Below are 24,210 nucleotides of genomic sequence, written 5' to 3' on the forward strand. Positions count from 1 at the left end.
TAAAATTTAATAGTTGTTTATAAAGTATATTTTAATCCTACGCTTATATTTCTGCCTATGTTAAAAATATTTTCAGATTTTAATCGCGATAAATGATTTACGTATTCTTGGTTAGTTAAATTAGTTCCAACAATATTAAAGCTTAAATTATTATCAAAAAGTTTAAACTCTCCTCCAAACCCTAAACTTAATAAATTATAACCATCTGTTGTAGTTTCAAAAACACCTGTATTTTCTTGTTTAAATGTACTTTGTAGTTTTACAAAAGCATAACCAGACTGTAACCAAGGTCTAGTAAATTCTACTCGCAATGTATTATTTAGGTTATTAGCAGGTATAAGTGGTAGATAATCTCCATTATTTTGTTTTCCTGTTACAGTTTCAAAACTACTTTCTAAATGCAACCAATCCAATGGATGAGGATGTAGGTGAAAACCAATTTCTCCTCCATATAATTTTGCATCTTCTTGTAAATAATTAAATACAGGTGTATTGTCTATAATGTCACCATTTGGAGATAAATAAATATAGTTATTTACTACATTATAAAATCCGTTTACAAACAACTCTACATGTTCGTTTTTATATTCTAAAGCTAAATCTGTCTGAAAATTTTGTTCATTATTTAAATCTAAATTTCCTGTTTCATATCGGTTAGTGCCTTCGTGTGTGCCATTAGAAGCAAGTTCTGCTAGGTTTGGAGCTCTAAAACCAGATGCCAAATTTAATCTTGCAACTACATTTTTTGCAATATTTGTTTTAACACCTGCAGCACCATTAAAACTGTTGTAATGTTTATTGTTTGTATTTAAAATAGATATTGTTCTAGAATCAAAACGAGCACCTAATTGCACATCAAAAGTTTCAAAATGAATATGTGATGTTGCTAACACTCCAACATCATTAGTTGTTGCATTTGGTATTAATTGTTCTTCGCCAAAGTTTGCGTTTGTTTGGTGCATACCTTGTACACCAACAATAGTTTCAAACTTACCCAAAGTAGGTAAGTGGTATTTTATATCGTAATTAAAAGTACTAAGCGACATGTGTAGAGCTGCAGCCTCATCCTCTTCATGCTCATCATCATGCTCTTCTTCGTGCGCTTCGTCTTCATGTGATTCCTCTTCAGAATGTTCGTCATGCTCGTCTTCTTCTCCATGATGATGATCTTCAAACTCTTTTCTATCGTTATAGATGTATCCTAAATTAACATCTAAGCTAGAGTTTTTAAAAAACCATTTCGATTTACTACTTAGTATATGATTTTGTAATTTTTGGTAAGGTTCTAGAGGTGTTCTGGCTGTAGATTGCATCTCGATGCCTTCAGGAATACCTAAATTAGAAAGATTTACATTATACCTAAATTCTGATTTAAATTTAGAACTTTGATAGCCAATTCCTGCTTTAAAATCTTTCTCTTTAAAACGCGTATTAGTAACTCTGTATGATTTTGTGTCGTAATCGGAATGTTCTGTTTGGCTTCCTCTAATTAAAAATTTAAATTTATCGCTAGACGCTTTGTAGCCTAAATTCGCATTGTAACCCTTGGTGTTCGAAAAATAACGAGTACTAAAATCTGCTGTTTTACTATTTGAATTCGCAAAACGTTCTGGGTTTAGGTAGAGTACACCACCAAGTGCATCACTACCATAAAGAAGGGAAGCAGGACCTTTTATAACTTCTACGCTTTCTATACCAGACTCACTAACACCAAGTCCATGTTCGTCTCCAAATTGTTGATTTTCCAAACGCACACCTTGCGCATAAACCAATACGCGATTAGAACTTAGACCTCTAATTACTGGCTTGCCAATGCCTAATCCTGTAGTTACGCTTTCTACACCAGCGATTTCTGTAATTCCATCTGCTAAACTTACAGCTCCTTTTGCTTGTAAATTGCTTATTTTTTCTTGCTCAACCTTCATTACATTTTCGCTTTGTAATTGGTGGAAAGGTGTGGAGATAATAATTTCTTCCATTTCTATCGCAGAAGGGTTTAACGATACGTTAATAGCTTCTAAATTAGGAATGGAGAGTTTTTGCGAACCTGTTTGGTAACCAACGATAGAAAAAATTATTCTGTAGTTACCAGAAGGGATATCGCTAACACTAAAGTTTCCATTTACATCTGTAATAGTTCCTTTTTCTAAGGTTGGGAAATAAACAGTTACAAACTCTAATGGTGAGTTATTGGTTGCATCTGTTACAGTCCCATTAATTGTATTTTGAGAATGAGAGATTACTGTTACTATAAAAAGTAACATAAAAAATTTAATTTTCATTATGTGTGTGTTTTAGTTGAATAAATTATTGTTGAAGCAAAGAAGCTTCAATTAGCCTATTTAAACAACTTGAGGAGGACCACGTAAAGCAAAACCTAAACGTTGGTATTCGCTAATAAATAAATATTGCGATGTAGTAATACTAAAATTATTGTTAGGAATAAAAATATCAAAACTTAGAGGTGTAAACGAAGCTAGAGTGTTTATATTAAACTTATAAAACTCACAGTCTAAATCTATAGTATGAAAGTGCGAAGTTTGATAATCTGTACAGACGTCATGTTTATGATTCTCTAAAGCATGACTAAACTTTATAATTGAAGGCAATAAAACAGCGACTACAACAATGAGTGTAATTAACTTAAAGATAATATGTTGTTGCTTGTTTTGCATTATTTAATAAATCGTCCTAAACCAAATCGTTTTAACATTTTTTTTTCGAAGTCCCAAAAAAATTTATATTGGCCAAATAGCCAACCAAACGTAACTAATAATATTTGATAGAAAATTAAGCCAATAATAATATAAAGTATCCAATAAACTGTTAAGTTTAAGTTTTCTTTAGTAATTCCAATCCATTTCATTATTGGTTTTCCTATTATTAATGAAGAAGAACCAGTTATTGCAAAAACAAGAAATATAGAAATCATTTCCCATTTGTAAGAGACTTTCCATTTATGTTCTAATTTTTTAAAAAGAAACAAGAAAAAAGCGATAAGTAAAATGCTAACTATTAAAGTTACTATTAACTTTATGCCAAAATGAAGGGTTTCTCCAATAATATTAGAAATTCTGTATGCTGAATAAATTACTGCGAGTAAGCCAATTAATGGAAAGAGTAATTGCCAATTTTTTTGAATCTCCCAACGTTTTTTAAATTGCTCCAACATTTATTATTATTTTGAAGCTGCAAAGATATTAATTTGGAGGGACTCTTCCTGATCCTAGAAGGTTTTGATTGTATTTATTTTGAAAAAAAATAAAGTAGTTGTATAATTTATAATTTACCTCATATCCATAATCTATATTCCTATCATAGTTGATTTGCATTTCATATAGATTACGATTAAAATTAGAGCTTATTACTCTATTGTTCCAAGCATTAACATAAAACTGGTTTTTAGTTTCTAAATAGCTTTGAGAATAATATCCTTCTGGTTGTGCTGTAGATATTAACCAAGCATTAAAACCTGGTTCAATAATTATAATATCGTATTCTAAATTGTCTCCAGAAATTTTTAATGTATCTCCTTCTTGTACTACATCGTTATTAGTGTTTAGTGCTGTTTTTTTTGTTGTGTTACAGCTTATAAATACAATACATAATAAACCAATTAATGCTAAATTTTTCATAGTTATATATTTATTTAAAAATACAAAATTAGCATGAAAACAAAAAGCCAAACTTTTAAAGTTTGGCTTTTAAATTTATATAAGGTAGTTATTATTTTCCTCCAAAAAGACCACCAAGTAAACCACCTAGTCCTCCTTTGTTTCCTGCTTTTCCTAAAACCATGCCTGCAACATCATCAATTACACTACCATCTCCATCTGCATCAAGAATTTTTTCAAGGAAACTTTGCTCTTCTTTAGCTTCGCTTCCACCAAGTAAACCACCAAGTAATCCTCCTAAGTCGTTTGGAGAACTCACATTGTTTTGAGACGCTTGTTTTCCTAAAACTCCCATTAAAATTGGAGCAGCTACTTTTAAAATGTTAGCTACAGATCCCATATCTAATCCAGATTTTTCACCAAGAATTTTTTCTACACCTTGTTTTTTATCACCAAGAACATGACCTAATATTTTGTCTCCATCATTTACTACCTCTTCGTTAACACCACCAGAGAATAAACCTCCAAGGTTATCTAAAATACTACCATCATGCTTCCCTTTTAAAGCTCCTAATAAGCCTTCAGCTCCTTGTGGAGTAGAAGCGTTACGCTCCATAGCTTTCATTAAGACTGGTAAAGCCATTGTTAATACGCTACTAGTTTTGTTTTGGTCTGTACCAGTTGATCCTGAAACACCACTAATAATTGTTTTTCCTAAATCGGAGTTCAGTAAATCTAAAATTCCTGCCATTTTATTATATGTTTTAATTGTTATAGGTACAAATTACATAAAAAAAACCTCAACTTGTGTTTGAGGTTTAATTTTTTAAAACTTAACAATAAAAATCGATAATATGTTATTTTTTATCGACTAAAAGTAAGCTTTTAATTTGTGATGCCAATTCTGTACCAATTCTATCTTGTGCTTCGTTAGTTGCAGCACCAATATGTGGTGTTAAAGATATTTTAGGATTCATTAGTATTTGTACTGCTGGAGTTGGCTCATCTTGGAAAGTATCTAAACCAGCAAATGCTACTTTACCACTATCTAGTGCTTTTACCAATTCTACTTCATTTACAACGCCACCTCGAGCTGCATTTACTAGTCCAACGCCATTTTTCATAATATCAAATTGTGCTTTGCCAATAACATAATCTTTTTGAGCAGGAACGTGAAGTGTAATAAAATCTGAATGTTTTAAAATCTCATCCATAGATTCTGTTTCAATTTCAACATTAATAAATTGACCGTTATAAAACTCGACTTTTATATCTGCTTTACCAACAAATTTATCGGTTGCAATTACTTTCATTCCAACACCTAAAGCTATTTTTGCAACTTCACGACCTATACGTCCAAACCCAATAATACCAAGGGTTTTTCCTCTAAGTTCAACTCCTTTGGCATAATTTTTCTTTAACTTTTTAAATTGTGTGTCTCCATCTAATGGCATATTTCTATTAGAATCGTATAAGTAACGTACTCCTGTAAATAAGTGAGCAAAAACTAATTCTGCTACAGATTGAGAAGATGCTGCTGGTGTATTTATAACATGTTTTCCTTTTTCTCTGGCATATTCAACATCTATATTATCCATACCAACTCCACCACGTCCTATAACTTTTAAATTAGGGCAGGCATCTATTAAGTCTTTACGAACAGTAGTTGCACTCCTTACTAAAAGTACATTTATATCATGCTCATTGATGTAGTTTATTAATTGCTCTTGCGCTACTGTTGTTGTGTTGACTTTAAATCCTGCTTCTTCTAATGCGTCAATTCCGCTTTGAGAAACACCATCGTTTGCTAATACTTTCATCGAAAATTTTTATTTTTCATTTCCGCTATTGCGGAAATCTATTTTTTTTTTTTTGTTAAAATATGCACAGCATACTATTATTGTTTATAGTAAAAATTTTTATGCTTTACTTTCTAATTCACTCATAACTTCTACAAGTGCTTTTACGCTATCTAGTGATAAAGCGTTATACATACTTGCTCTATAACCACCAACACTTCTGTGTCCATTTAAGCCGTTAATCCCAGCTTCTTTCCACATCGTGTCAAAAGTTTCTTTTAAATCATCATTTGTAAGTGTAAAGGTTGCATTCATATACGAGCGATCTTCTTTTGCTGCATAGCCTTTAAATAAAGGATTTAAATCAATTTCAGAATACATTAAACGTGCTTTCTTTTCGTTTTCTTCTTCAATAGCTTTTATTCCTCCAAGATTTTTAAGCCACTCCATAGTTAACATTGAAACATAAACTGCAAAAACAGGAGGTGTATTAAACATACTGCTTTTGTCGATATGAGTTTTATAATCCATCATAGATGGTATTTTACGAGATACTTTTCCTAAAATATCTTCTTTAATAACAACTAATGTTGTACCAGCTGGTCCCATATTTTTTTGAGCTCCTGCATAAATTAAATCAAATTTAGAAAAATCTAATTGTCTAGAAAAAATATCGCTACTCATATCACAAACCATAGGAATAGGAGAGTTTGGGAAGCTTTTCATTTGAGTTCCAAAAATAGTATTGTTTGAGGTACAGTGAAAATAATCGTAATCTGAAGGAATATCATAACCTTTAGGTATGTAATTAAATCCTGCGTCTTTAGAGGAAGCTACTTCATAAACATCGTCATAAATTTTAGCTTCTTTTATCGCCTTGTCACTCCAAGTTCCTGTATTTAAATAGCCTGCTCGCTTTTCTAATAAATTGAGTGCAACCATTAAAAACTGTGTGCTAGCTCCTCCTTGTAGAAACAATGCTTTATAACCTTTACCTTCTAAGCCAAGTAATTCTAATGCTAAACTCCTTGCTTTTTCCATAACATCTACAAAAGGTTTACTTCTGTGTGAAATTTCTAATAAGGACAAGTCATCGTTATTAAAATTTAATACAGCTTCTGATGCTTTTTGTAAAACCTCTTGTGGTAAAATACAAGGTCCTGCACTAAAATTGTGTTTTTTCATGGAAATTTATTTTATACTTTCTATTTAAAAAGAATTAGTTTTAATTAAATGCAAAGTTCCTAATTTATTGCAGACTTTAAAGTGTTAATTTGATAATTTATCAACTATATTTTTAACAAAAAAGCAATAGTATCTATATTATCTGCATAATCCCAAAGGTTTGGTTTTTGCGTTTCTCCAAAAGACACTTCGTTTTTTAAAATACCATCTGACACTACACATTGTATATTTTCTTTGTTTTTTTGAAGTGTTTCTCTTAGTTCTTTTTCCGAATCATAATATTCGTAAAACACTGTAGCAATAGGTGAACCATAGCTTTCGTCTTCCTTAATCATAAGAAAACCATTTTCTAGCATATCAAACTCACTCATTAAATATACTGCTTTGTTATAGTCGTAATTATTAGCATATTTTGCTTCGTTAATTATAGTATTCCAAGGATACATCGCTTTAAAGAAAGATTCGAACTCATAGTTTTTAGGTACAAATAACTTTGAAACATTTCGGCAACCTAATCCATAATATCTAAAAATGTCTTCTGAGAGTGCTTGTAATTGCGTTTCTGTTTCATTTCCTGTTAAAACAGCTACAGAGTTTCTATTTTTTCTAATTATTGACGGTTTGTTTTTAAAATAGTATTCAAAATAACGTGCCGTATTATTACTTCCTGTTGCGATTACTGCATCAAAATCTTCTAATTTACTGTCGCTAAATTCTATTTTCCCTTTAAATTCTGGTTCAATATGTTCTAAATATTTTGCTAAATAAGGCAGTAGGTGTTTATCGTTTGAAGACTGTTTAACTAAAACGCTATGACCAGAAATAAGTACAGACAAAAAATCATGAAAGCCTACTAGTGGTATATTTCCAGCCATAATTATGGCTACTTTTTTTTCTTCATTTATAGTAAAGGTATAGGTTTTGGTCCATTTGCTAATGTTGCGTAAAGTCAATGCATTAGACCAACTATTTAAAGCAAATGTTATATTGCTTTTGGTAAACCAACCGTTATGTTCCTGCGCTAATTTTATTTGATGTTTAAAACCATCAAAAAACAAATCATTATAGTCAATAGCTTCATTTTTATCAATTTTATCAGTACTAAATTGATTTATAAAGGCTCCTAATTTTACAAAAGCGTTAATTCTTTGTTGTAATTGCATTCCAATTTGGTTATGAAGGGTTTTGGCTTTATTTTTGCAATTGCAAATTTACGCAAACAAAAACGAAAAATTACTATGGCAATTATAATAACAGACGAATGTATAAATTGTGGTGCTTGTGAACCAGAGTGTCCTAATACTGCAATTTACGAAGGAGCAGACGATTGGCGATACAAAGATGGAACCTCTTTAGATGGAAAGTTGGTTTTGCCTAACGGAAAATCTGTAGATGCAGATGAAGCACAAGAGCCTATTAGCGACGAAATTTATTATATAGTACCAGATAAATGTACAGAATGTGTTGGTTTCCATGAAGAGCCACAATGTGCTGCGGTTTGTCCTGTAGATTGTTGTGTGCCAGACGACGCTCATGTAGAATCGGAAGAGGTATTATTAGGAAAACAAAAATTTATGCATCCTGATGGATAGTACAAAATCATAAAGTATAAAAAAAACCGAGCACTACGCTCGGTTTTTTTATGATTATTTGTTTTATTAGAATTTGTAATTCATTCTTGCATAGTAATATGCGCCTCCAAATCCCATTTGTACAGAATCCCAGTAACCACCACCTTCTGTCCAATCGTCTTGTTGATCTGGATACACATTAAATAAATTATTACTACCAATATCTAACTTTACGTTATTAGAAAGTTCAAAGCCTAAGTTTAAATCGGTTACCATTTTTGCACCATAAGTATCTGTAGCTGCAGCTATTTGTTGCTCAAAAGTTCCATAATCGGCAACATCTTCGAACGTTTGGAAATCTAACAATTCTACTTCACTAAAACGCGTAAATGTTAAACCAGCATTAAACCATTTTTTATTATAGTTTAGGTTTAAACTTAATTTGCTATCTGGAGCAGAGGCTAACAAGAATGCTTTATCACGCTCACCAAAAAAGGTTTGCTCGTCTAAAGCACCATTGAGTACTTTATCTATTTTCATATCATTAAAGTTACCTAAAAAGGAAGCGCTTAATGCACTATCATCGTCTAAGTTTTTCTTATAAGTTAAAATAATATCTAAACCAGTGGTTTTTGTGTCTGCTCCATTTGCAAAAAATTGTGCAGAAGCCACATTAGGAATCTGTGGTGCATCAAAATTACCAGTAAGTACAATTCTATCTTTTACATTAATCATGTAACCATCTATAGTTGCAGTGAAATTTCCAAAACTTGCAGTAAATCCTAAGGCAGCATTAAATGCTTTTTCTTCACTTAATGCTCCAATACCAAAAGAAGAAGTTACAGGGCTATTGTTAGGTGATAGTTGAGTATCTTCCGCAACACCACCAACAAAATTTGTAAAACGTAGGTTGTAGTATAATTGTGCTAAAGAAGGCGCTCTAAACCCAGAACTTACAGAACCTCTAATGTTAATGTTATCTGTAGCTTTTAAACGTGCAGACAATTTACCATTTAAAGTGCTTCCAAAATCGCTATAGTTTTCAAAACGTGTTGCAGCACCAATTAAGAAGGTTTCAGAAATATCAAATTCTGCATCTGCATATAAAGAAATATTACTTCTGCTTCTATCAACTTCGTTTGCTGGACTGTAACCAGGAAACCCTTGAGAACCACCAGGTCTTGGAGTGCCATCATCATCTTCTGCTTGTGTTTGGTTTTCTGGATCTGTTATAAGAATACCATTTTCAGTGTACGTTCCGTAAGAGCCTTCTTCACCAGCAAAAATTATAAAATTTTCTGTTCTATATTCTGCTCCAAAGGCTAAATTCATTCCGCTTAATACATTATCGTAGTATTTAGAAAAGTCTAAATTTATGGTGTTTTGACTTAAACTATGTCCACCAGCATCAAAATCTGTTGGAGAGCCATCTTCTAAAGAAGCGTTTAAAGTCCCTTTAATGTAGTAGTGGAAATTATTTTTTCCGTAAGTATTACTAATATCTAATTTCCAACCGCTAGCCAATTCAGATCTTACACCAACAGCAACGGAGTTGTCTATTATATTTGAGGTTATTCTTGGTGTAAATCCATTTGGATATATAGATTCTACAACGCGTTCGCCACCATTACGAGTAAACGCATAAGCATCTGTGTCTCTATAGTTTCTTCCTCCAAAGGCATAAATTTCTGTATTATCGGACACTGGAAGTGCAAAGTTTCCGAAGAAATTAAAACCATCTATAGCAGCTTCACCAAATCCTTTTCTAAAATCAAAGGCAGGACGTAGTGTTTTGTTTTTACTTAAATACTCTGTGGTAAAATTAGCATAACCTTCTTTTCCTATTTTCACACCATAATTTGCTGTAACTTTAAGCGAACCTCCATCGAAACTTTGGTCGTCTCCAATAGCATTACCATCTCTATCTGTGTCTAATCTAAAACCATCTGTATTCCAAACGCCATAATCACCATCTAAAAATGCACTTGTATCTACATCTGCGTTTGTGCTATAAGCGCCATAACTAACAGCACCAGTAAATTCGTTAACATTGTCTTTTAATACAATATTAATTACACCAGCAATTGCATCTGATCCATATTGAGCAGAAGCACCATCACGAAGTATTTCTATACGTTTAATAGATGCTGCAGGAATTGCATTAAGGTCTGTACCTGTATTACCACGACCACGTGTACCAAATAAATTGATTAAAGACGATTGGTGACGACGTTTGCCATTTATTAAAACCAGTGTTTGATCTGGACCTAAACCTCTTAATGATGCTGGATCTACGTGATCTGCACCATCAGAACCTGATTGCTTATTTGCGTTAAATGAAGGTGCAGCATATTGTAGCAATTCATTAATTTCTACCTTACCAACTTGCGTGGTTACCTCTTGAATATCTATAATATCAATAGCCACAGAAGTATCTGTAACTGTTCTTTTTGGACTTCTGGAGCCTACTAAAACAATTTCGTCTAGAGCCTCGCCATCGACCAAAGTGACATTAATGTTTGCCTGTCCATCAATATTGACTTCTTGCGTGCCATAACCAACATAGCTAAAGACTAAAGTTCCTGTAGAATTAGCAGAGAGTAAATAGTTACCATCAAAATCTGTAGCAGTTCCGTTTGAAGAGCCTTTTTCTACAATATTTACTCCAGGAATAGGATTACCTTCGCTATCTGTAACTGTACCAGAGACATTGAATTGAGCAAACATAAAAGTGATACTCAGAGTAAAAAAGACTGAAAGAATGATTTTTTTCATATTAAATTGGTTTTGATTAGTTATAAACAAAATTGAACATAAATATTAGTATTTACCTCATAAAACTTAAATTTTATTAACAATCTTGTGTTTAAAAAGTTAAAATAATATAAAAAACACATTAAAATCAAAATTTATACGATTATTATATAAAGTACTGTACTAACTAAGATAAATAGTATATTTGCAGGCTTAAAACAATTATATATGAAAGCAGGAATTGTAGGATTACCAAATGTAGGGAAGTCAACCTTGTTTAATTGCCTATCAAATGCTAAAGCGCAAAGTGCAAACTTTCCGTTTTGTACTATAGAACCAAATATAGGTGTGGTCAATGTACCAGACCCAAGATTACAAAAATTAGAATCTTTAGTTAATCCAGAGCGTGTTTTGCCAGCTACTGTAGAAATAGTAGATATCGCAGGTTTAGTAAAAGGAGCGAGCAAAGGAGAAGGTTTAGGGAACCAGTTTTTAGGTAATATTAGAGAAACTGATGCTATACTTCATGTATTGCGCTGTTTTGATAACGATAATATTGTACATGTTGATGGAAATGTGGATCCTATTAGAGATAAGGAAACTATTGATATGGAGCTACAGTTAAAAGATTTAGAAACTGTAGAAAAAAAATTAGACAAAGTTAAGCGTGCTGCAAAAACCGGTAATAAAGAGGCTCAAAAAGAAGAAGCGGTTTTATTAAAATTAAAAGCAGGTTTAGAAGCAGGTCTATCTGTTAGAGCCTTAGAGTTTTCTGAAGAAGATTTAGAAGAGTTTGTGAAACCAGCACAATTAATTACTGCAAAGCCAGTATTATATGTTTGTAATGTAGATGAAAACAGTGCAGTTTCTGGTAACGACTATGTAAACTTAGTAAAAGACGCTGTAAAAGATGAAAACGCAGAGGTTTTAGTACTAGCAGTAGGAACAGAAGCAGATATTAATGAATTAGACGATTACGAAGAACGCCAAATGTTTTTAGCAGATATTGGTTTAGACGAACCAGGATCGGCAAAATTAATTCGTTCTGCTTATAAATTATTAAATCAGCAAACGTATTTTACAGCAGGCGTTAAAGAGGTTCGTGCTTGGACTATTAATGTTGGCGCAACAGCACCTCAAGCCGCAGGAGTAATCCATACAGATTTCGAAAAAGGCTTTATTAGAGCAGAAGTGATTGCATATAACGATTATGTAGAGTACGGAAGTGAAGCCAAGGTAAAAGAAGCAGGAAAAATGAGAGTAGAAGGCAAGACTTATGTTGTTAAAGATGGAGATGTTATGCATTTCTTGTTTAATGTGTAGTTGGAATCAAGATTCAAGAATTAAGAATCAAAAAAATAGATTAAAGAATTAAGACAAAAACGAGATGGATTTTCATCTCGTTTTTTTTATCTTTAATTATACAATAAAGACAATGCATTTGATACTGTTGTTCTGTGCTTGTCAAAGAATCTTTTATGCCGCTAATAGAAACTAAAACAAGTATTAACGCAGATATAAAAACCTGTTTTGATTTATCCCGAAACATCGATTTTCATACACAATCGCTTCAACATTCAAACGAAAAAGCTATTGCTGGTAAAACCTCTGGATTAATTGGTTTAAACGAATGGGTAACTTGGGAAGCCATTCATTTTGGTATAAAGCAACAGTTAACCTCAAAAATCACTGCATTTGAGTCGCCTAAGTATTTCGCAGACGAAATGGTTTCAGGAGCTTTCAAAAGCTTCAAGCATGAGCATATTTTTATTACAGAAGACGACAAAACGGTTATGATTGATAAGTTTCAATTTCAATCGCCTTTTGGGATTTTCGGACAATTAGCAAATGTATTATTTTTAAAACGCTATATGTTCAATTTAATACACACCAGAAATCAATTTATTAAAGCTAAAGCGGAAGAAATTTCACTTCAAAAACTGTAATTTGTACTAAAATAGTTCAAAAGCCAATGTTCTCAACAACTTTAGCTGTGTATTGTTAATTACTTTCCTTAGGAGCTGTTTCATTTTTTGAAGCGTTGTATTATATTAGCGTCTTATCACAAAAATCCACTCAATTCTATGTCTGAACAAACCAAATATACCGAAGATAACATACGCTCGCTCGATTGGAAAGAGCACATTAGGATGCGTCCTGGTATGTACATTGGTAAATTAGGTGATGGCTCTTCGCCAGACGATGGTATTTACATTTTACTTAAAGAAGTGCTCGATAACTCTATCGATGAGTTTGTAATGGGAGCAGGTAAAACTATCGAAATTTCCATACAAGGCACCAAAGTTATTGTTCGTGATTATGGACGTGGTATTCCTTTAGGGAAAGTGGTTGATGTGGTTTCTAAAATGAATACTGGTGGAAAATACGATTCTAAAGCCTTTAAAAAATCGGTTGGACTAAATGGTGTTGGTACAAAGGCAGTAAATGCATTATCCTCTTATTTTAGAGTAGAATCGTCTAGAGATGGTAAAAGTGCCTCAGCAGATTTTGAACAAGGAAACCTTATAGACCAAGAACTTTTAGAAGAAACTAGCCGAAGAAAAGGAACCAAAGTGTCTTTTATACCAGATGAAAGCATCTTTAAAAACTACAAATTTAGATCAGAGTACGTCGTAAAGATGCTTAAAAACTACGTGTACCTAAATCCTGGTTTAACTATAGTTTTTAATGGCGAAAAATATTTTAGTGAAAACGGTTTAAAAGACTTATTAGCCGAAAAGATAGCCGAATCTGATTTGTTGTATCCAATTATCCACCTTCGTGGTGATGATATAGAAGTGGCATTAACACATAGCAAAATACAATACAGCGAAGAATATAACAGTTTTGTAAACGGACAAAATACCACACAAGGAGGAACACATTTAAATGCTTTTAGAGAAGCCTTAGTAAAAACCATTAGAGATTTTTATGGCAAACAATACGATGCCTCAGATATTAGAAAATCTGTAGTTTCTGCCATAGCCATTAAAGTAATGGAACCAGTTTTTGAGAGCCAGACCAAAACAAAGTTAGGCTCTACAGATATGGGAGGCAATTTGCCAACGGTTAGAACATATATTAACGACTTTCTTAAAACCTATTTAGATAATTATTTACACAAAAACCCCGAAACTGCAGAGAGAATACAACGTAAAATTCTACAAGCAGAACGCGAGCGTAAAGAATTATCTGGTATTAGAAAACTAGCCAAAGACAGAGCAAAAAAAGCAAGTTTACACAACAAGAAATTACGCGATTGTCGTGTACATTTTGGAGACACTAAAAACCCAAGAAATTTAGAATCTACACTCTTTATTACAGAGGGAGACTCCGCTTCTGGGAGTATTACAAAGTCTCGCGATGTAAACACACAAGCCGTTTTTAGTTTAAAAGGAAAGCCATTAAATAGTTATGGTTTAAGTAAAAAAATTGTTTACGAAAACGAAGAATTCAACTTATTGCAAGCCGCATTAAATATTGAAGAGTCTTTAGAAGATTTGCGCTACAATAACGTGGTAATTGCAACAGATGCAGATGTTGATGGTATGCACATTAGATTGTTATTAATCACCTTTTTTCTTCAGTTTTTTCCTGAAGTAATAAAAGAAGGTCATTTGTATATTTTGCAAACTCCTTTGTTTAGAGTCCGTAATAAAAAGGAAACTATTTATTGCTATTCCGAAGAAGAACGAAAAGAAGCTATAGAAAAGCTAAAACCTAAACCAGAGATAACTCGATTTAAAGGACTTGGTGAAATTTCGCCAGACGAATTTGTGCATTTTATAGGTGAAGACATTAGGTTAGATCCTGTGATGTTAGACGATAATATGTCTATTGAAGAATTGCTATCGTTTTACATGGGAAAAAACACACCAACCAGACAAGAGTTTATTATTGATAATTTGAAAGTGGAGGTTGATTTAATTGAGGAAGAGAAGTTATGAGATTAAAATTAGTTTTTATTTGTTTATTGTTTTCAATTTCTATTTTTTCTCAAGAAAAATATATTGTTACAGAATTTACAGGAACTGCTTATGTTTTAAAGAAGCCTGAAGTATCTTCAAGTACATTAATAAAGTTTAAAAAAGGAAAAGAGTGTAATATTTTAAATTATGTTGGTGATGAGTTTTGGAATATAAAATATAAAAAATATAATGGCTATGTTGAGTCCAAATTTTTGATAATAAATGAAGAAATGGAAAAGGCCAAGAAAAAATTTGACTCCATATTAAATTATAGAAAGCAACTCAGAATTAAGAAAATTGAAGAATTAGAAGAGAAAGAAAGATTTGAAGAATTAAATAGAAAAAGAATTCGTTTAAAAAAGGATTCTTTAAGAATGGTTGCAATTAATAATTCAAGAAGACTAGAAGTTGAAAAACGAGAAAAAGAGATTAAACTTAAAATAAAAGAAAGAAGAGATAATTGCCATTATAAAATGAACGGAATTGACGAATTCGATAATGTAAAAATAATTACTACAGAATATTATGAGATAGAAAAAGAATCAGGATTGTATATTAGTTTAAAAAATTATAATGGAAATAAATGGGTTTATATTAGCCTTGATAGTGACTTAGGTTGTGCAAGTAAATATAAAAATGATCGCTCATTTGTTAAATTTAAACTAGAAAATGGCAAGATTGTAACTTTTTATCATAGTGCAGATATAAATTGTTCTGATTTTACTTTGATTGGAAAATTAAGAAATAAAGATATTTTACTTTTAAAAAATTCTCCAATTAGTTCTATTAGATTGCAAGGAACAAAATATTATAGTGATATCTCTAATATTGAATATTCAAATTTTTTCATTGATAAATTAAATTGTATTGATTAAAATTCGCACAAAAAGTGTGATAAAATAATATGACAGAAGAAAACGAGGACCTAACTAACGAGAATCTAGATAACCAAGAACCACAAGAAACCATTACCAGAATTACTGGAATGTACAAAGAGTGGTTTCTGGATTACGCATCGTATGTAATTTTGGAGCGAGCAGTACCAGCAATAGAAGATGGTTTTAAGCCAGTACAAAGACGTATCATGCATTCTATGAAGGATTTGGACGATGGACGCTATAATAAAGTAGCAAACATTGTTGGTCACACCATGCAGTACCATCCACATGGAGATGCGAGTATTGCAGATGCAATGGTGCAAATTGGCCAGAAAGATTTATTAATAGACACACAAGGAAACTGGGGAAATATACTAACAGGCGATCGTGCAGCAGCTTCTCGTTATATTGAAGCGCGTATTTCTAAATTTGGATTAGACGTTGTTTACAATCCAAAAATTACCGAGTGGCAACAAAGTTATGATGGTCGAAGAAAAGAGCCAGTAAACTTACCAGTAATGTTTCCGCTATTGTTAGCGCAAGGTGGAGAAGGGATTGCAGTAGGTTTATCCACAAAAATATTACCTCATAATTTTATAGAATTAATTGAGGCTTCTATAAAACATTTACAAGGAAAGCGTTTTACCATATTGCCAGATTTTCCAACAGCAGGAGTTGCCGATTTTTCTAATTATAACGATGGCTTGCGAGGAGGAAAAGTGCGTGTTCGCGCCAAAATTTCGCAAGTCGATAAAAATACATTGGCAATTACCGAAATTCCTTTTGGTACCACAACATCGTCGCTTATCGACTCCATATTAAAAGCGAACGATAAAGGAAAAATTAAGATTAAAAAGATTGAAGATAATACTGCTGCAAATGTTGAAATATTAATTCATTTGCCTTCAGGATTATCACCAGATAAAACCATTGATGCCTTATTCGCTTTTACAAGTTGCGAAAGCTCAATTTCACCATTAGGTTGTGTTATTGAGGACAATAAACCATTGTTTGTTGGTGTAACCGAAATGCTTCGAAGAAGTACAGACAATACAGTTCAACTATTAAAACAAGAATTAGAAATAAAGCTTGGTGAATTAGAAGAACAATGGCATTTTGCAAGTTTAGAACGTATTTTTATAGAAAACAGAATCTATCGCGATATTGAAGAAGAAGACACTTGGGAAGGTGTAATTAATGCTATTGATAAAGGCCTCCAGCCACACATAAAACATTTAAAACGTGCGATTACTGTTGAAGATATTACACGCTTAACGGAAATTCGAATAAAAAGAATTTCAAAATTCGATATCGATAAAGCACAACAAAAAATCGATGCTTTAGAAGAGCAAATTGCTGAGGTAAAACACCATTTAGCAAATCTTGTAGATTATGCTATTGCATATTTTACAAGGCTTAAAAAAGACTATGGCGAAGGACGTGAGCGCAAAACAGAAATAAGAACCTTTGGCGATGTCGATGCTACAAAAGTTGTAATACGTAACACAAAACTTTACGTTAATAGAGAAGAAGGATTTATTGGTACGTCTCTTCGTCGCGACGAATATGTTTGCGATTGTAGTGATATAGACGATATTATTGCCTTTACAGGAGATGGTAAAATGATGGTCACAAAAGTAGATTCTAAAACCTTTATTGGTAAAGACATCATACACGTTGCAGTCTTTAAAAAGAAAGATAAACGTACCATTTATAATATGATTTATCGCGATGGTACCAAAGGTGCAAGCTACATAAAACGTTTTGCTGTAACCTCTATTACACGAGATAAAGAATACGACTTAACCAACGGAACAAAAGGCTCTAAACTATGGTATTTTTCTGCAAATCCCAATGGTGAAGCTGAGGTGATTACAGTATTATTACGACAAGTTGGTAGCATTAAAAAGCTAAAATGGGATATTGATTTTGCCGATATTTTAATAAAAGGTCGTGCTAGTAAAGGAAACGTAGTGACCAAATACCCAATTAAGAAAATTGAATTAAAAGAAAAAGGGGTTTCCACTTTAAAACCACGTAAAATATGGTTTGACGATGCAGTACAACGCTTAAACGTTGATGGTAGAGGCGAACTTGTTGGCGAATTTAGAGGCGAAGACAAGCTGCTAATCATTAACCAAAAAGGACTTGTAAAAACGGTAACTCCAGAAGTAACGCTTCATTTTGACGACGATATGATTGTGATGGAAAAATGGATTCCTAAAAAGCCCATTTCTGCAATCTATTTTGATGGCGAAAAGGAGAGATACTACGTTAAACGTTTTTTAATCGAAAACGAAGACAAAGAAGAATTGTTTATTTCCGATCACGAAAAATCGCAACTCGAAATTGTATCTACAGACTGGAAGCCTATTGCTGAGGTAGAATTTACCAAAGAACGTGGTAAAGACCGAAAAGACAATCTAGAAGTAAATTTAGAAGACTTTATTGCAGTAAAAGGAATTACAGCATTAGGAAACCAATTAACAAAAGATAAAGTTAAGCAAATAAGTTTGTTAGATCCTTTGCCTTATGAGGCTCCTGAGGAAATTCCAGCAGAAGATATAGATGTTGTAGATGAAGAAACGGTTAAAGAGGAAGTCTCACAAAACAATAATGAAAAACCGACTACAGAACCACAATCGAATACAAACAAACCTGACGAGGATTCCGATTTAGATATTGATGAAACAGGACAGGCTAAATTGTTTTAAAATTTTATTAAATGTCACGAGGAGTCAATAAAAAAGTATTATTTGATATCGAAAGAAAAGTTTTGATGCTTTTGTTTAAAAGTAATAGTTTAAAAGAAGATATTCAAATAATTGAAAATGATACTTTGAATTTGTTTGGATCTTCTTCAAAAGTAATTGAAAGCATTAAATCTTTTAAGAATATAATTACAGTTAAGAATGCTCGTGAATTTCATGTTTTCAAATTAGAATTTATTTCGAAACTTCACTCATTCCAACTTAATAATTCTTTTTCAGATTTAAATGGTGTAATGTCTGAAATGGAATCGTTATTAATTGATATAAAACAAGACAAATTAAAAAGACAAAAAACTAAAGACGTTTTTGTAGTACATGGTCATAATGAAAGAATGATTAATGAAACTGCCGTGTTTTTAAAGGAATTGGGTTTAAATCCAATTATATTATACGAACAACCAAATAGAAATAGAACTATAATAAAAAAATTTTCTGATTATGCTAACGTCGTAAATTTTGCGATTATACTATCATCTGCTGATGATTTGGCTTATAAGAAAACAGATTCTTCAAAAAAAACAATGTTTAGAGCTAGGCAAAATGTAATATTTGAATGAGGTTATTTTCTAGGTATGTTAGGTCAAGAAAACGTTTTTGTTTTACAAGAAAAGGTAAGTAATTTTGAAATACTTTCTGACTATCAAGGCGTGTTATACACTCCTTTTGATGAATTAGGGAAATGGAAAAACGCTTTAAAAATTGAATTGCTAGAAAGTGGTTATGAAGTAGGGAATTAATGGAGTTATAAACCAAGGTGTAAATCCCTTTTTTTTAATGTTACCTCTAATTATGATAGGATTTGGAATTGGATTGGCTAATTATGGATTTAATAGTCAAAAAGGGAAGTCAATAAATGACTTAAAGAGAATTATAAATGGAGAACTAATTGAAAAACCCATATAATTAAAATTAATAATACATAATTTTAATCTTATCAATTCTACTTCCTCCTCAACAACACATTTATAGAACCAGCTAAAAGATCTTCTTCTTTAAAAATAGTGTAATCCTTGTGTAAGTCTAAAGCTTTAAATTTTTTGTATTTATCACTTTTAGGATTTACTGTATCGTGATCTAAATAAACCACTTCAAAACCAGCTTCATCAAAAATATTTAAGTATTGTGGTAAGCGCAATCGGTTATGGTAATCAAATTTTGTCTGTATTTTATTCCATTCTTTTTCAGAATACTTTAAAAAGTCGTAATAAGACAACGATTTGTCTGAATACGCTCTGTGGTCACTTGGCGAAATGAGATGTAGTATGTAAGTATCCTTAGACAAATCGTTATAAAACTTTTTGTGCATTTCTAAAATATCATTTGGCTGCACGTGCTCTAAAACAAACCTGGAATACACCAAACTAGCCTCTTTTGGTAAGTTGCTGTTAATGATATTCGTTTTAGGATAATACTCTATAAATTCTGGTAAATTGTATTTATCTCCAGATTTCTTTTTAAAACTAATCTGTTTTTCAGTTTTAAAAAAAGCATCTAAACGCTTTATATACTCTGTATTGTAATGTGCGTTTAAATCGTAAGTATAAATGGTGTTACAGTCTTGTTCAGCTTTTAAAATATAAGGCATTAATGGGAGCCATCCAGACCCAATTTCTATAATAGTTTTATTCTTTAAATCAAAATTTACAGTATTTAAAATATGCTTTAACGCTGTGAAGCTGCTAGTATTGGCGTTAATATTTTTGTCTAAATTTTTAAAGGTACGTTTCTGTATTTTATGATACAATAAAAACCCTAAGTTACCAGGCAGTACATTAAGCAGTTTTAGTACTAAGGTTTTTTTTTGGTGAAATTTCATATACTAACGTTAACCTTTATGTTATGTTCAAAACTGGTTGCTACTATTATTTAACTTTATAGACAATCCCTTTTTGCTTTTGCGTTTCTCCAACATAGGAATACTCATAAGTATATGAGGAATCTGTGGTTTGCAATATTTTAAAATGAATATCCTTACGCTCAGCTCTGTTTTTAGGATTAATGGTTTTTGTAACTAGTTCACAATCGTTAATCCAGCGCACTTCGGCAGAATCTATTTTACCTCTAAAACGTTCAACTTGCAGGTTTTTTGTTCGCGTAAATACAGATTTATATATAGAATCTTTTGTAATGATTTCGCTATAAAATTCACCAGTTTTAAAATCTTTACAATTACGCTCAGAAGTAAAGCAACTAGTTAAACTTAAAAACAAAACAAATAAAATGGAATATCTCATAGATTCTTAATTTGTGCAAAATTAATAAAAGAAAACTGAGATTTCTATACAATTAATTAAAAGTCGTAAGAATCGCGTATTTGAAAAAAATAAGCCTGTGATTAAGAATTCTCAAAATTTTTAAAACTACCATCTTTATAAAAAATGACGATTCGTTCAATGTCTTTTTTAGAAGAAGGGATTTTTTTAGACAATGAAGACTCGGAATTTAAATCGGAATCCGAAATTAATTTCGAGACTTCTTTTTTTTGAGGCTCAATTATTTTTTCTTCAGTTTTAGTTTCGGCAGGAAAAATTCCTTTTCCATTCATAAGCCAATACAATTCAACTTCAGGAAAGGAGGAAAGTACTTTTAAAACAAATTCCAAGCTTGGTTTATTTCTACCAGATAAAATGTGAGAAATGGTAGAACGTTGCACACCAATTTTTTCGGCAAAAGAAGAACCACTTTCTCCATAAAAATCAATCACTTTTTGTAGCCTTTTGGCAAACGCTTCGTTGTTAATCATTTGTTTAATATTGTAAACACATTGTAGTTCCTATTCAACGTTACAAATGTAAACATATTATAAATTCTTTCCTAATAAGTTTAAAGATATAAAATTATATATTAAATATTTACATTATATAATCATATTTAAAGAACTGAAATAAAGCGTTTTGCTATTTTAAATATAATTCTATTGAATAATCCTCAATTCTAATCGTTACTAGAGCGTGAGCTTGTATCCAAATGTAAACAAACAGTCTTGCATTTAGAATTTTATTCTGTTTACAAATGTAACAATTCAAATGTTTACCTTTGTAACCAATATAATTTACAATGTTAAATACCATACCTAATTCTTTGTATAATGTGTTTAAGGAATCGGCTTTATTTGGTCGTTATATTCACAACAAATCCATTGAACCTTTATTAAATAAATTATCAAAAAGTTGTCTAGTTACTGTCGCAGGACACTCTGTAAATAGTCAACCTATTTATACTATAAAAATAGGAACAGGTAAAAAGCGTGTGTTATTATGGTCGCAAATGCATGGTAACGAAAGCACAACTACTAAAGCGTTGTTCGATTTTTTAAACCTATTAACAAGTAATAATGACGAAGCGACACCAATTTTAGAAGCCTTTACATTCTTAATTATACCTATTCTTAATCCAGATGGAGCAGAAGCTTACACACGTTTAAATGCTAACGGAATAGATTTAAATAGAGATGCTCAAGACTTAACGCAACCAGAAAGCAAAGTATTACGCGCTTGTTTTAATGCTTTTAAGCCTCAGTATTGCTTTAACCTTCATGGTCAACGTACCATTTTTGCTGCAGGAGCAACTAATAAGCCAGCGACTTTGTCTTTTTTAAGTCCATCGCAAGATCAACACAACTCGTTAACGCCAAACCGAAAAGTGGCAATGGCAATAATTACTCATATTAATACTCAGTTACAACAGGAAATCCCAGAGCAAGTAGGTGTTTACGACGATTCGTTTAATATTAATTGTGTAGGAGACTCGTTTCAGCAAAAAGGTATTCCAACGCTATTATTTGAAGCAGGACATTATAAAAACGATTATAATAGGGAAGAAACCAGACGCTTAGTATTTAAATCTTACTTATATGCGTGTAATGCTATTATAAAAGATGAAGAATTAGAGTCTAATTATGCATCCTATGCTTCAATTCCTGAAAATAAGAAACTGTTTTTTGACATAATTATTAGAAATGCAAAAACAAAAGAAGGTAGTAAAGATATTGCCATACAATTTGAAGAGCGGTTAATTGAAAAAACCATTCAATTTATACCTAAAATTGAAGCTATTAAAAACCTTTCAGAATATTATGCTCACAAAACCATTGAGGCTAGTAATAATGCAGTATTAACCTTACAAAATACAGAGGTAGAGGTAGGTTACGAAAACGATGTAGTTGTAATAGATAATAAAGAATTTTCATTAAAAGCTAGTGAATTTTGATTTTTGGTATATAATATTCAATATAATTGTATTATTTTTGTAAATAATTTAAAGAATTGAGATTATGGCAAAATTTAAACTTGATGAAATAGATCATCAAATATTAGACATGTTAATTGATAATACAAGAGTTCCTTTTACAGATATTGCTAAAAAATTAGTGATTTCTGCTGGTACTGTTCATGTTAGAGTTAAAAAAATGGAAGATGCAGGTATTATTAAAGGGTCTTCCTTAACTTTAGACTATAAAAAATTAGGCTATTCTTTTATTGCTTATGTAGGTATTTTTCTTCAAAACACCTCGCAAACCACTTTTGTTTTAGAGCGTATTGCCGAAATTCCTTACGTAACTGTAGCACATGTTACCACAGGAAAATTTAATATATTTTGTAAAATAAGAGCAAAAAACACTGAGCACGCTAAAAACATTATCTTTAGATTAGACGATATTGAAGGTGTGTATAGAACAGAAACCATGATATCGCTAGAGGAAAGCATGAATGATAAGAAACGGTTGATGCACGATATTTTTAGAAATTTATAAACCTATTAAAAAGCCTTCAATTATATAGTTGAAGGCTTTTTTATTGTAAAAAAAATTATATTATGAGAGTCTCTGATTTAAAAAGCAATGAGTATTTACCATATTTCTCAAACTACATTAGTAAAGTGGGAGATTTGCAATTAATGGATGCTTTACATATAAGTTTAAAGGAAGGTTATGACTTTTTTAAGTCTATACCAGAAGATAAACTAGAATATCGTTACGCTGAAGGTAAATGGACTATTAAAGACATTTTATTACATATTATAGATACCGAACGTATTTTTTGTTACAGAGCCTTGCGCTTTGCTAGAGAAGACAAAACAGCTTTACCAGGTTTTGATCAAAATACTTATGCAGAATCCAGTAATGCTAATGATAGGACTATGGAGTCGCTGTTAAGTGAATATATTTCGGTAAGAAACGCAACAGTAGTACAGTTTTTAAACTTTAACAGTGCTATGTTACTGCAAAAAGGCACAGCAAGTGGTGGCGAAATATCTGTTAGAGCGTTTGGATTTTTGGTAGTTGGTCACGAGACGCATCATATAGAAGTAATTAAAGAGCGTTATTTATAATTTACTCTTCTTCATCACTCTGTATATTCATACTTTCATCTACTAAAATATGACCAGATTCGTCAAGTATCAATTCTTCTTTCGGTTCTAAATTAGCCATTGTGTAATGCAATTTGCTACTCACTTTAACTAAGTAAATGGTGTCTTCTGTTTTTACTTCAACCGCTTCAATAGTTTCGTTTCTATGATTATCGAAAGTAATAATATCATCATCACCATAACCATCTGGGAATTTTTCAGACAATAAATGAAGTAGTTCTGGTGTTAATTTTTTGTAATCTACTATTAATCTTCGCATAACTCTTCATTTAAGATATTAATAAATGGAATAAGCGTTAG

The 24,210-nt window shown here is 31.7% G+C and carries 22 protein-coding genes and 1 pseudogene; 10 read left to right on the top strand and 13 right to left on the bottom strand.

Features of this window, described 5'->3' with window-relative positions; translation table 11 throughout:
- Positions 1–17 precede the first annotated feature (17 nt).
- The 8 genes from ACVC5O_RS07020 to ACVC5O_RS07055 form a co-directional block, all read right to left on the bottom strand.
- Positions 18–2,282 carry a TonB-dependent receptor gene (locus tag ACVC5O_RS07020; protein WP_452220764.1) on the bottom strand — a complete coding sequence of 755 codons (2,265 nt, stop codon included), beginning with the start codon at positions 2,280–2,282 and terminating at the stop codon, positions 18–20.
- A gap of 60 nt (positions 2,283–2,342) precedes the next feature.
- Entirely contained in the window at positions 2,343–2,675 is a 333-nt protein-coding gene (locus tag ACVC5O_RS07025; protein ID WP_452220765.1) for a hypothetical protein, read from the bottom strand.
- A complete protein-coding gene (locus tag ACVC5O_RS07030; RefSeq protein WP_452220766.1) occupies positions 2,675–3,172 on the bottom strand; it encodes a DUF6787 family protein in 498 nt (165 codons plus the stop codon). The genes ACVC5O_RS07025 and ACVC5O_RS07030 overlap by 1 nt, the downstream gene beginning before the upstream one ends.
- Before the next feature lie 28 nt (positions 3,173–3,200).
- Positions 3,201–3,635, bottom strand: a complete 435-nt coding sequence (locus ACVC5O_RS07035) for a DUF6146 family protein (RefSeq protein ID WP_452220767.1) — start codon at positions 3,633–3,635, stop codon at positions 3,201–3,203.
- 91 nt (positions 3,636–3,726) lie between these two features.
- Entirely contained in the window at positions 3,727–4,365 is a 639-nt protein-coding gene (locus ACVC5O_RS07040) for a DUF937 domain-containing protein (protein WP_452220768.1), read from the bottom strand.
- Between the two features lie 106 nt (positions 4,366–4,471).
- Positions 4,472–5,434 carry a D-2-hydroxyacid dehydrogenase gene (locus tag ACVC5O_RS07045; RefSeq protein WP_452220769.1) on the bottom strand — a complete coding sequence of 321 codons (963 nt, stop codon included), beginning with the start codon at positions 5,432–5,434 and terminating at the stop codon, positions 4,472–4,474.
- Positions 5,435–5,533: 99 nt separating this feature from the next.
- Positions 5,534–6,598, bottom strand: coding sequence for a 3-phosphoserine/phosphohydroxythreonine transaminase (gene serC, locus ACVC5O_RS07050; protein WP_452220770.1), 1,065 nt, complete (start codon positions 6,596–6,598; stop codon positions 5,534–5,536).
- A gap of 104 nt (positions 6,599–6,702) precedes the next feature.
- Positions 6,703–7,761 carry an acyl-CoA reductase gene (locus tag ACVC5O_RS07055; protein ID WP_452220771.1) on the bottom strand — a complete coding sequence of 353 codons (1,059 nt, stop codon included), beginning with the start codon at positions 7,759–7,761 and terminating at the stop codon, positions 6,703–6,705.
- A gap of 75 nt (positions 7,762–7,836) precedes the next feature.
- Here ACVC5O_RS07055 and ACVC5O_RS07060 point away from each other — a divergent pair, with 75 nt between their 5' ends.
- The gene (locus ACVC5O_RS07060) at positions 7,837–8,190 is read left to right on the top strand and encodes a 4Fe-4S dicluster domain-containing protein (RefSeq protein ID WP_452220772.1); all 354 of its coding nucleotides are present in this window, start codon (positions 7,837–7,839) and stop codon (positions 8,188–8,190) included.
- Between the two features lie 66 nt (positions 8,191–8,256).
- Here the strand turns inward: ACVC5O_RS07060 and ACVC5O_RS07065 are convergent, their stop codons facing one another.
- Positions 8,257–10,944: a TonB-dependent receptor gene (locus ACVC5O_RS07065; protein WP_452220773.1), complete on the bottom strand. Its 2,688-nt coding sequence runs from the start codon at positions 10,942–10,944 to the stop codon at positions 8,257–8,259.
- Between the two features lie 207 nt (positions 10,945–11,151).
- Here ACVC5O_RS07065 and ychF point away from each other — a divergent pair, with 207 nt between their 5' ends.
- The 6 genes and pseudogenes from ychF (at position 11,152) to ACVC5O_RS07095 (ending at position 19,277) form a co-directional block, all read left to right on the top strand.
- Positions 11,152–12,246, top strand: coding sequence for a redox-regulated ATPase YchF (ychF, locus tag ACVC5O_RS07070; RefSeq protein ID WP_452220774.1), 1,095 nt, complete (start codon positions 11,152–11,154; stop codon positions 12,244–12,246).
- Between the two features lie 155 nt (positions 12,247–12,401).
- Positions 12,402–12,869 (top strand): SRPBCC family protein, encoded by a 468-nt coding sequence (locus ACVC5O_RS07075; RefSeq protein WP_452220775.1) that lies wholly within the window; start codon positions 12,402–12,404, stop codon positions 12,867–12,869.
- 138 nt (positions 12,870–13,007) lie between these two features.
- Positions 13,008–14,870 carry a DNA topoisomerase IV subunit B gene (locus ACVC5O_RS07080; RefSeq protein ID WP_452220776.1) on the top strand — a complete coding sequence of 621 codons (1,863 nt, stop codon included), beginning with the start codon at positions 13,008–13,010 and terminating at the stop codon, positions 14,868–14,870.
- Complete coding sequence (locus tag ACVC5O_RS07085) at positions 14,867–15,766, top strand: hypothetical protein (RefSeq protein WP_452220777.1); 900 nt, start codon at positions 14,867–14,869, stop codon at positions 15,764–15,766. The genes ACVC5O_RS07080 and ACVC5O_RS07085 overlap by 4 nt, the downstream gene beginning before the upstream one ends.
- A 29-nt stretch (positions 15,767–15,795) precedes the next feature.
- The gene (locus ACVC5O_RS07090) at positions 15,796–18,483 is read left to right on the top strand and encodes a DNA gyrase/topoisomerase IV subunit A (protein WP_452220778.1); all 2,688 of its coding nucleotides are present in this window, start codon (positions 15,796–15,798) and stop codon (positions 18,481–18,483) included.
- A gap of 65 nt (positions 18,484–18,548) precedes the next feature.
- Positions 18,549–19,277: pseudogene (locus tag ACVC5O_RS07095) on the top strand (TIR domain-containing protein).
- Positions 19,278–19,480: 203 nt separating this feature from the next.
- Here the strand turns inward: ACVC5O_RS07095 and ACVC5O_RS07100 are convergent.
- From ACVC5O_RS07100 to ACVC5O_RS07110, 3 genes are all read right to left on the bottom strand, one after another.
- A complete protein-coding gene (locus ACVC5O_RS07100) occupies positions 19,481–20,356 on the bottom strand; it encodes a hypothetical protein (RefSeq protein WP_452220779.1) in 876 nt (291 codons plus the stop codon).
- 46 nt (positions 20,357–20,402) lie between these two features.
- The gene (locus tag ACVC5O_RS07105) at positions 20,403–20,774 is read right to left on the bottom strand and encodes a DNA topoisomerase IV (RefSeq protein WP_452220780.1); all 372 of its coding nucleotides are present in this window, start codon (positions 20,772–20,774) and stop codon (positions 20,403–20,405) included.
- A gap of 101 nt (positions 20,775–20,875) precedes the next feature.
- On the bottom strand, positions 20,876–21,283 hold the full coding sequence (locus ACVC5O_RS07110; protein ID WP_452220781.1) for a helix-turn-helix domain-containing protein: 408 nt from the start codon (positions 21,281–21,283) through the stop codon (positions 20,876–20,878).
- 314 nt (positions 21,284–21,597) lie between these two features.
- Between ACVC5O_RS07110 and ACVC5O_RS07115 the strand changes: the two genes are divergently transcribed.
- The 3 genes from ACVC5O_RS07115 to ACVC5O_RS07125 all read left to right on the top strand — a co-directional run bounded on the left by ACVC5O_RS07115 (position 21,598) and on the right by ACVC5O_RS07125 (position 23,871).
- Positions 21,598–22,749, top strand: coding sequence for a M14 family metallopeptidase (locus ACVC5O_RS07115; protein WP_452220782.1), 1,152 nt, complete (start codon positions 21,598–21,600; stop codon positions 22,747–22,749).
- Positions 22,750–22,813: 64 nt separating this feature from the next.
- The gene (locus ACVC5O_RS07120; protein ID WP_452220783.1) at positions 22,814–23,293 is read left to right on the top strand and encodes an Lrp/AsnC family transcriptional regulator; all 480 of its coding nucleotides are present in this window, start codon (positions 22,814–22,816) and stop codon (positions 23,291–23,293) included.
- 62 nt (positions 23,294–23,355) lie between these two features.
- Entirely contained in the window at positions 23,356–23,871 is a 516-nt protein-coding gene (locus ACVC5O_RS07125) for a DinB family protein (protein ID WP_452220784.1), read from the top strand.
- Between the two features lies 1 nt (position 23,872).
- Here ACVC5O_RS07125 and ACVC5O_RS07130 read toward each other — a convergent pair whose 3' ends face one another.
- Positions 23,873–24,169: a hypothetical protein gene (locus tag ACVC5O_RS07130; protein ID WP_452220785.1), complete on the bottom strand. Its 297-nt coding sequence runs from the start codon at positions 24,167–24,169 to the stop codon at positions 23,873–23,875.
- Between the last annotated feature and the right edge of the window lie 41 nt (positions 24,170–24,210).

This window comes from Lacinutrix salivirga, from assembly GCF_053604675.1.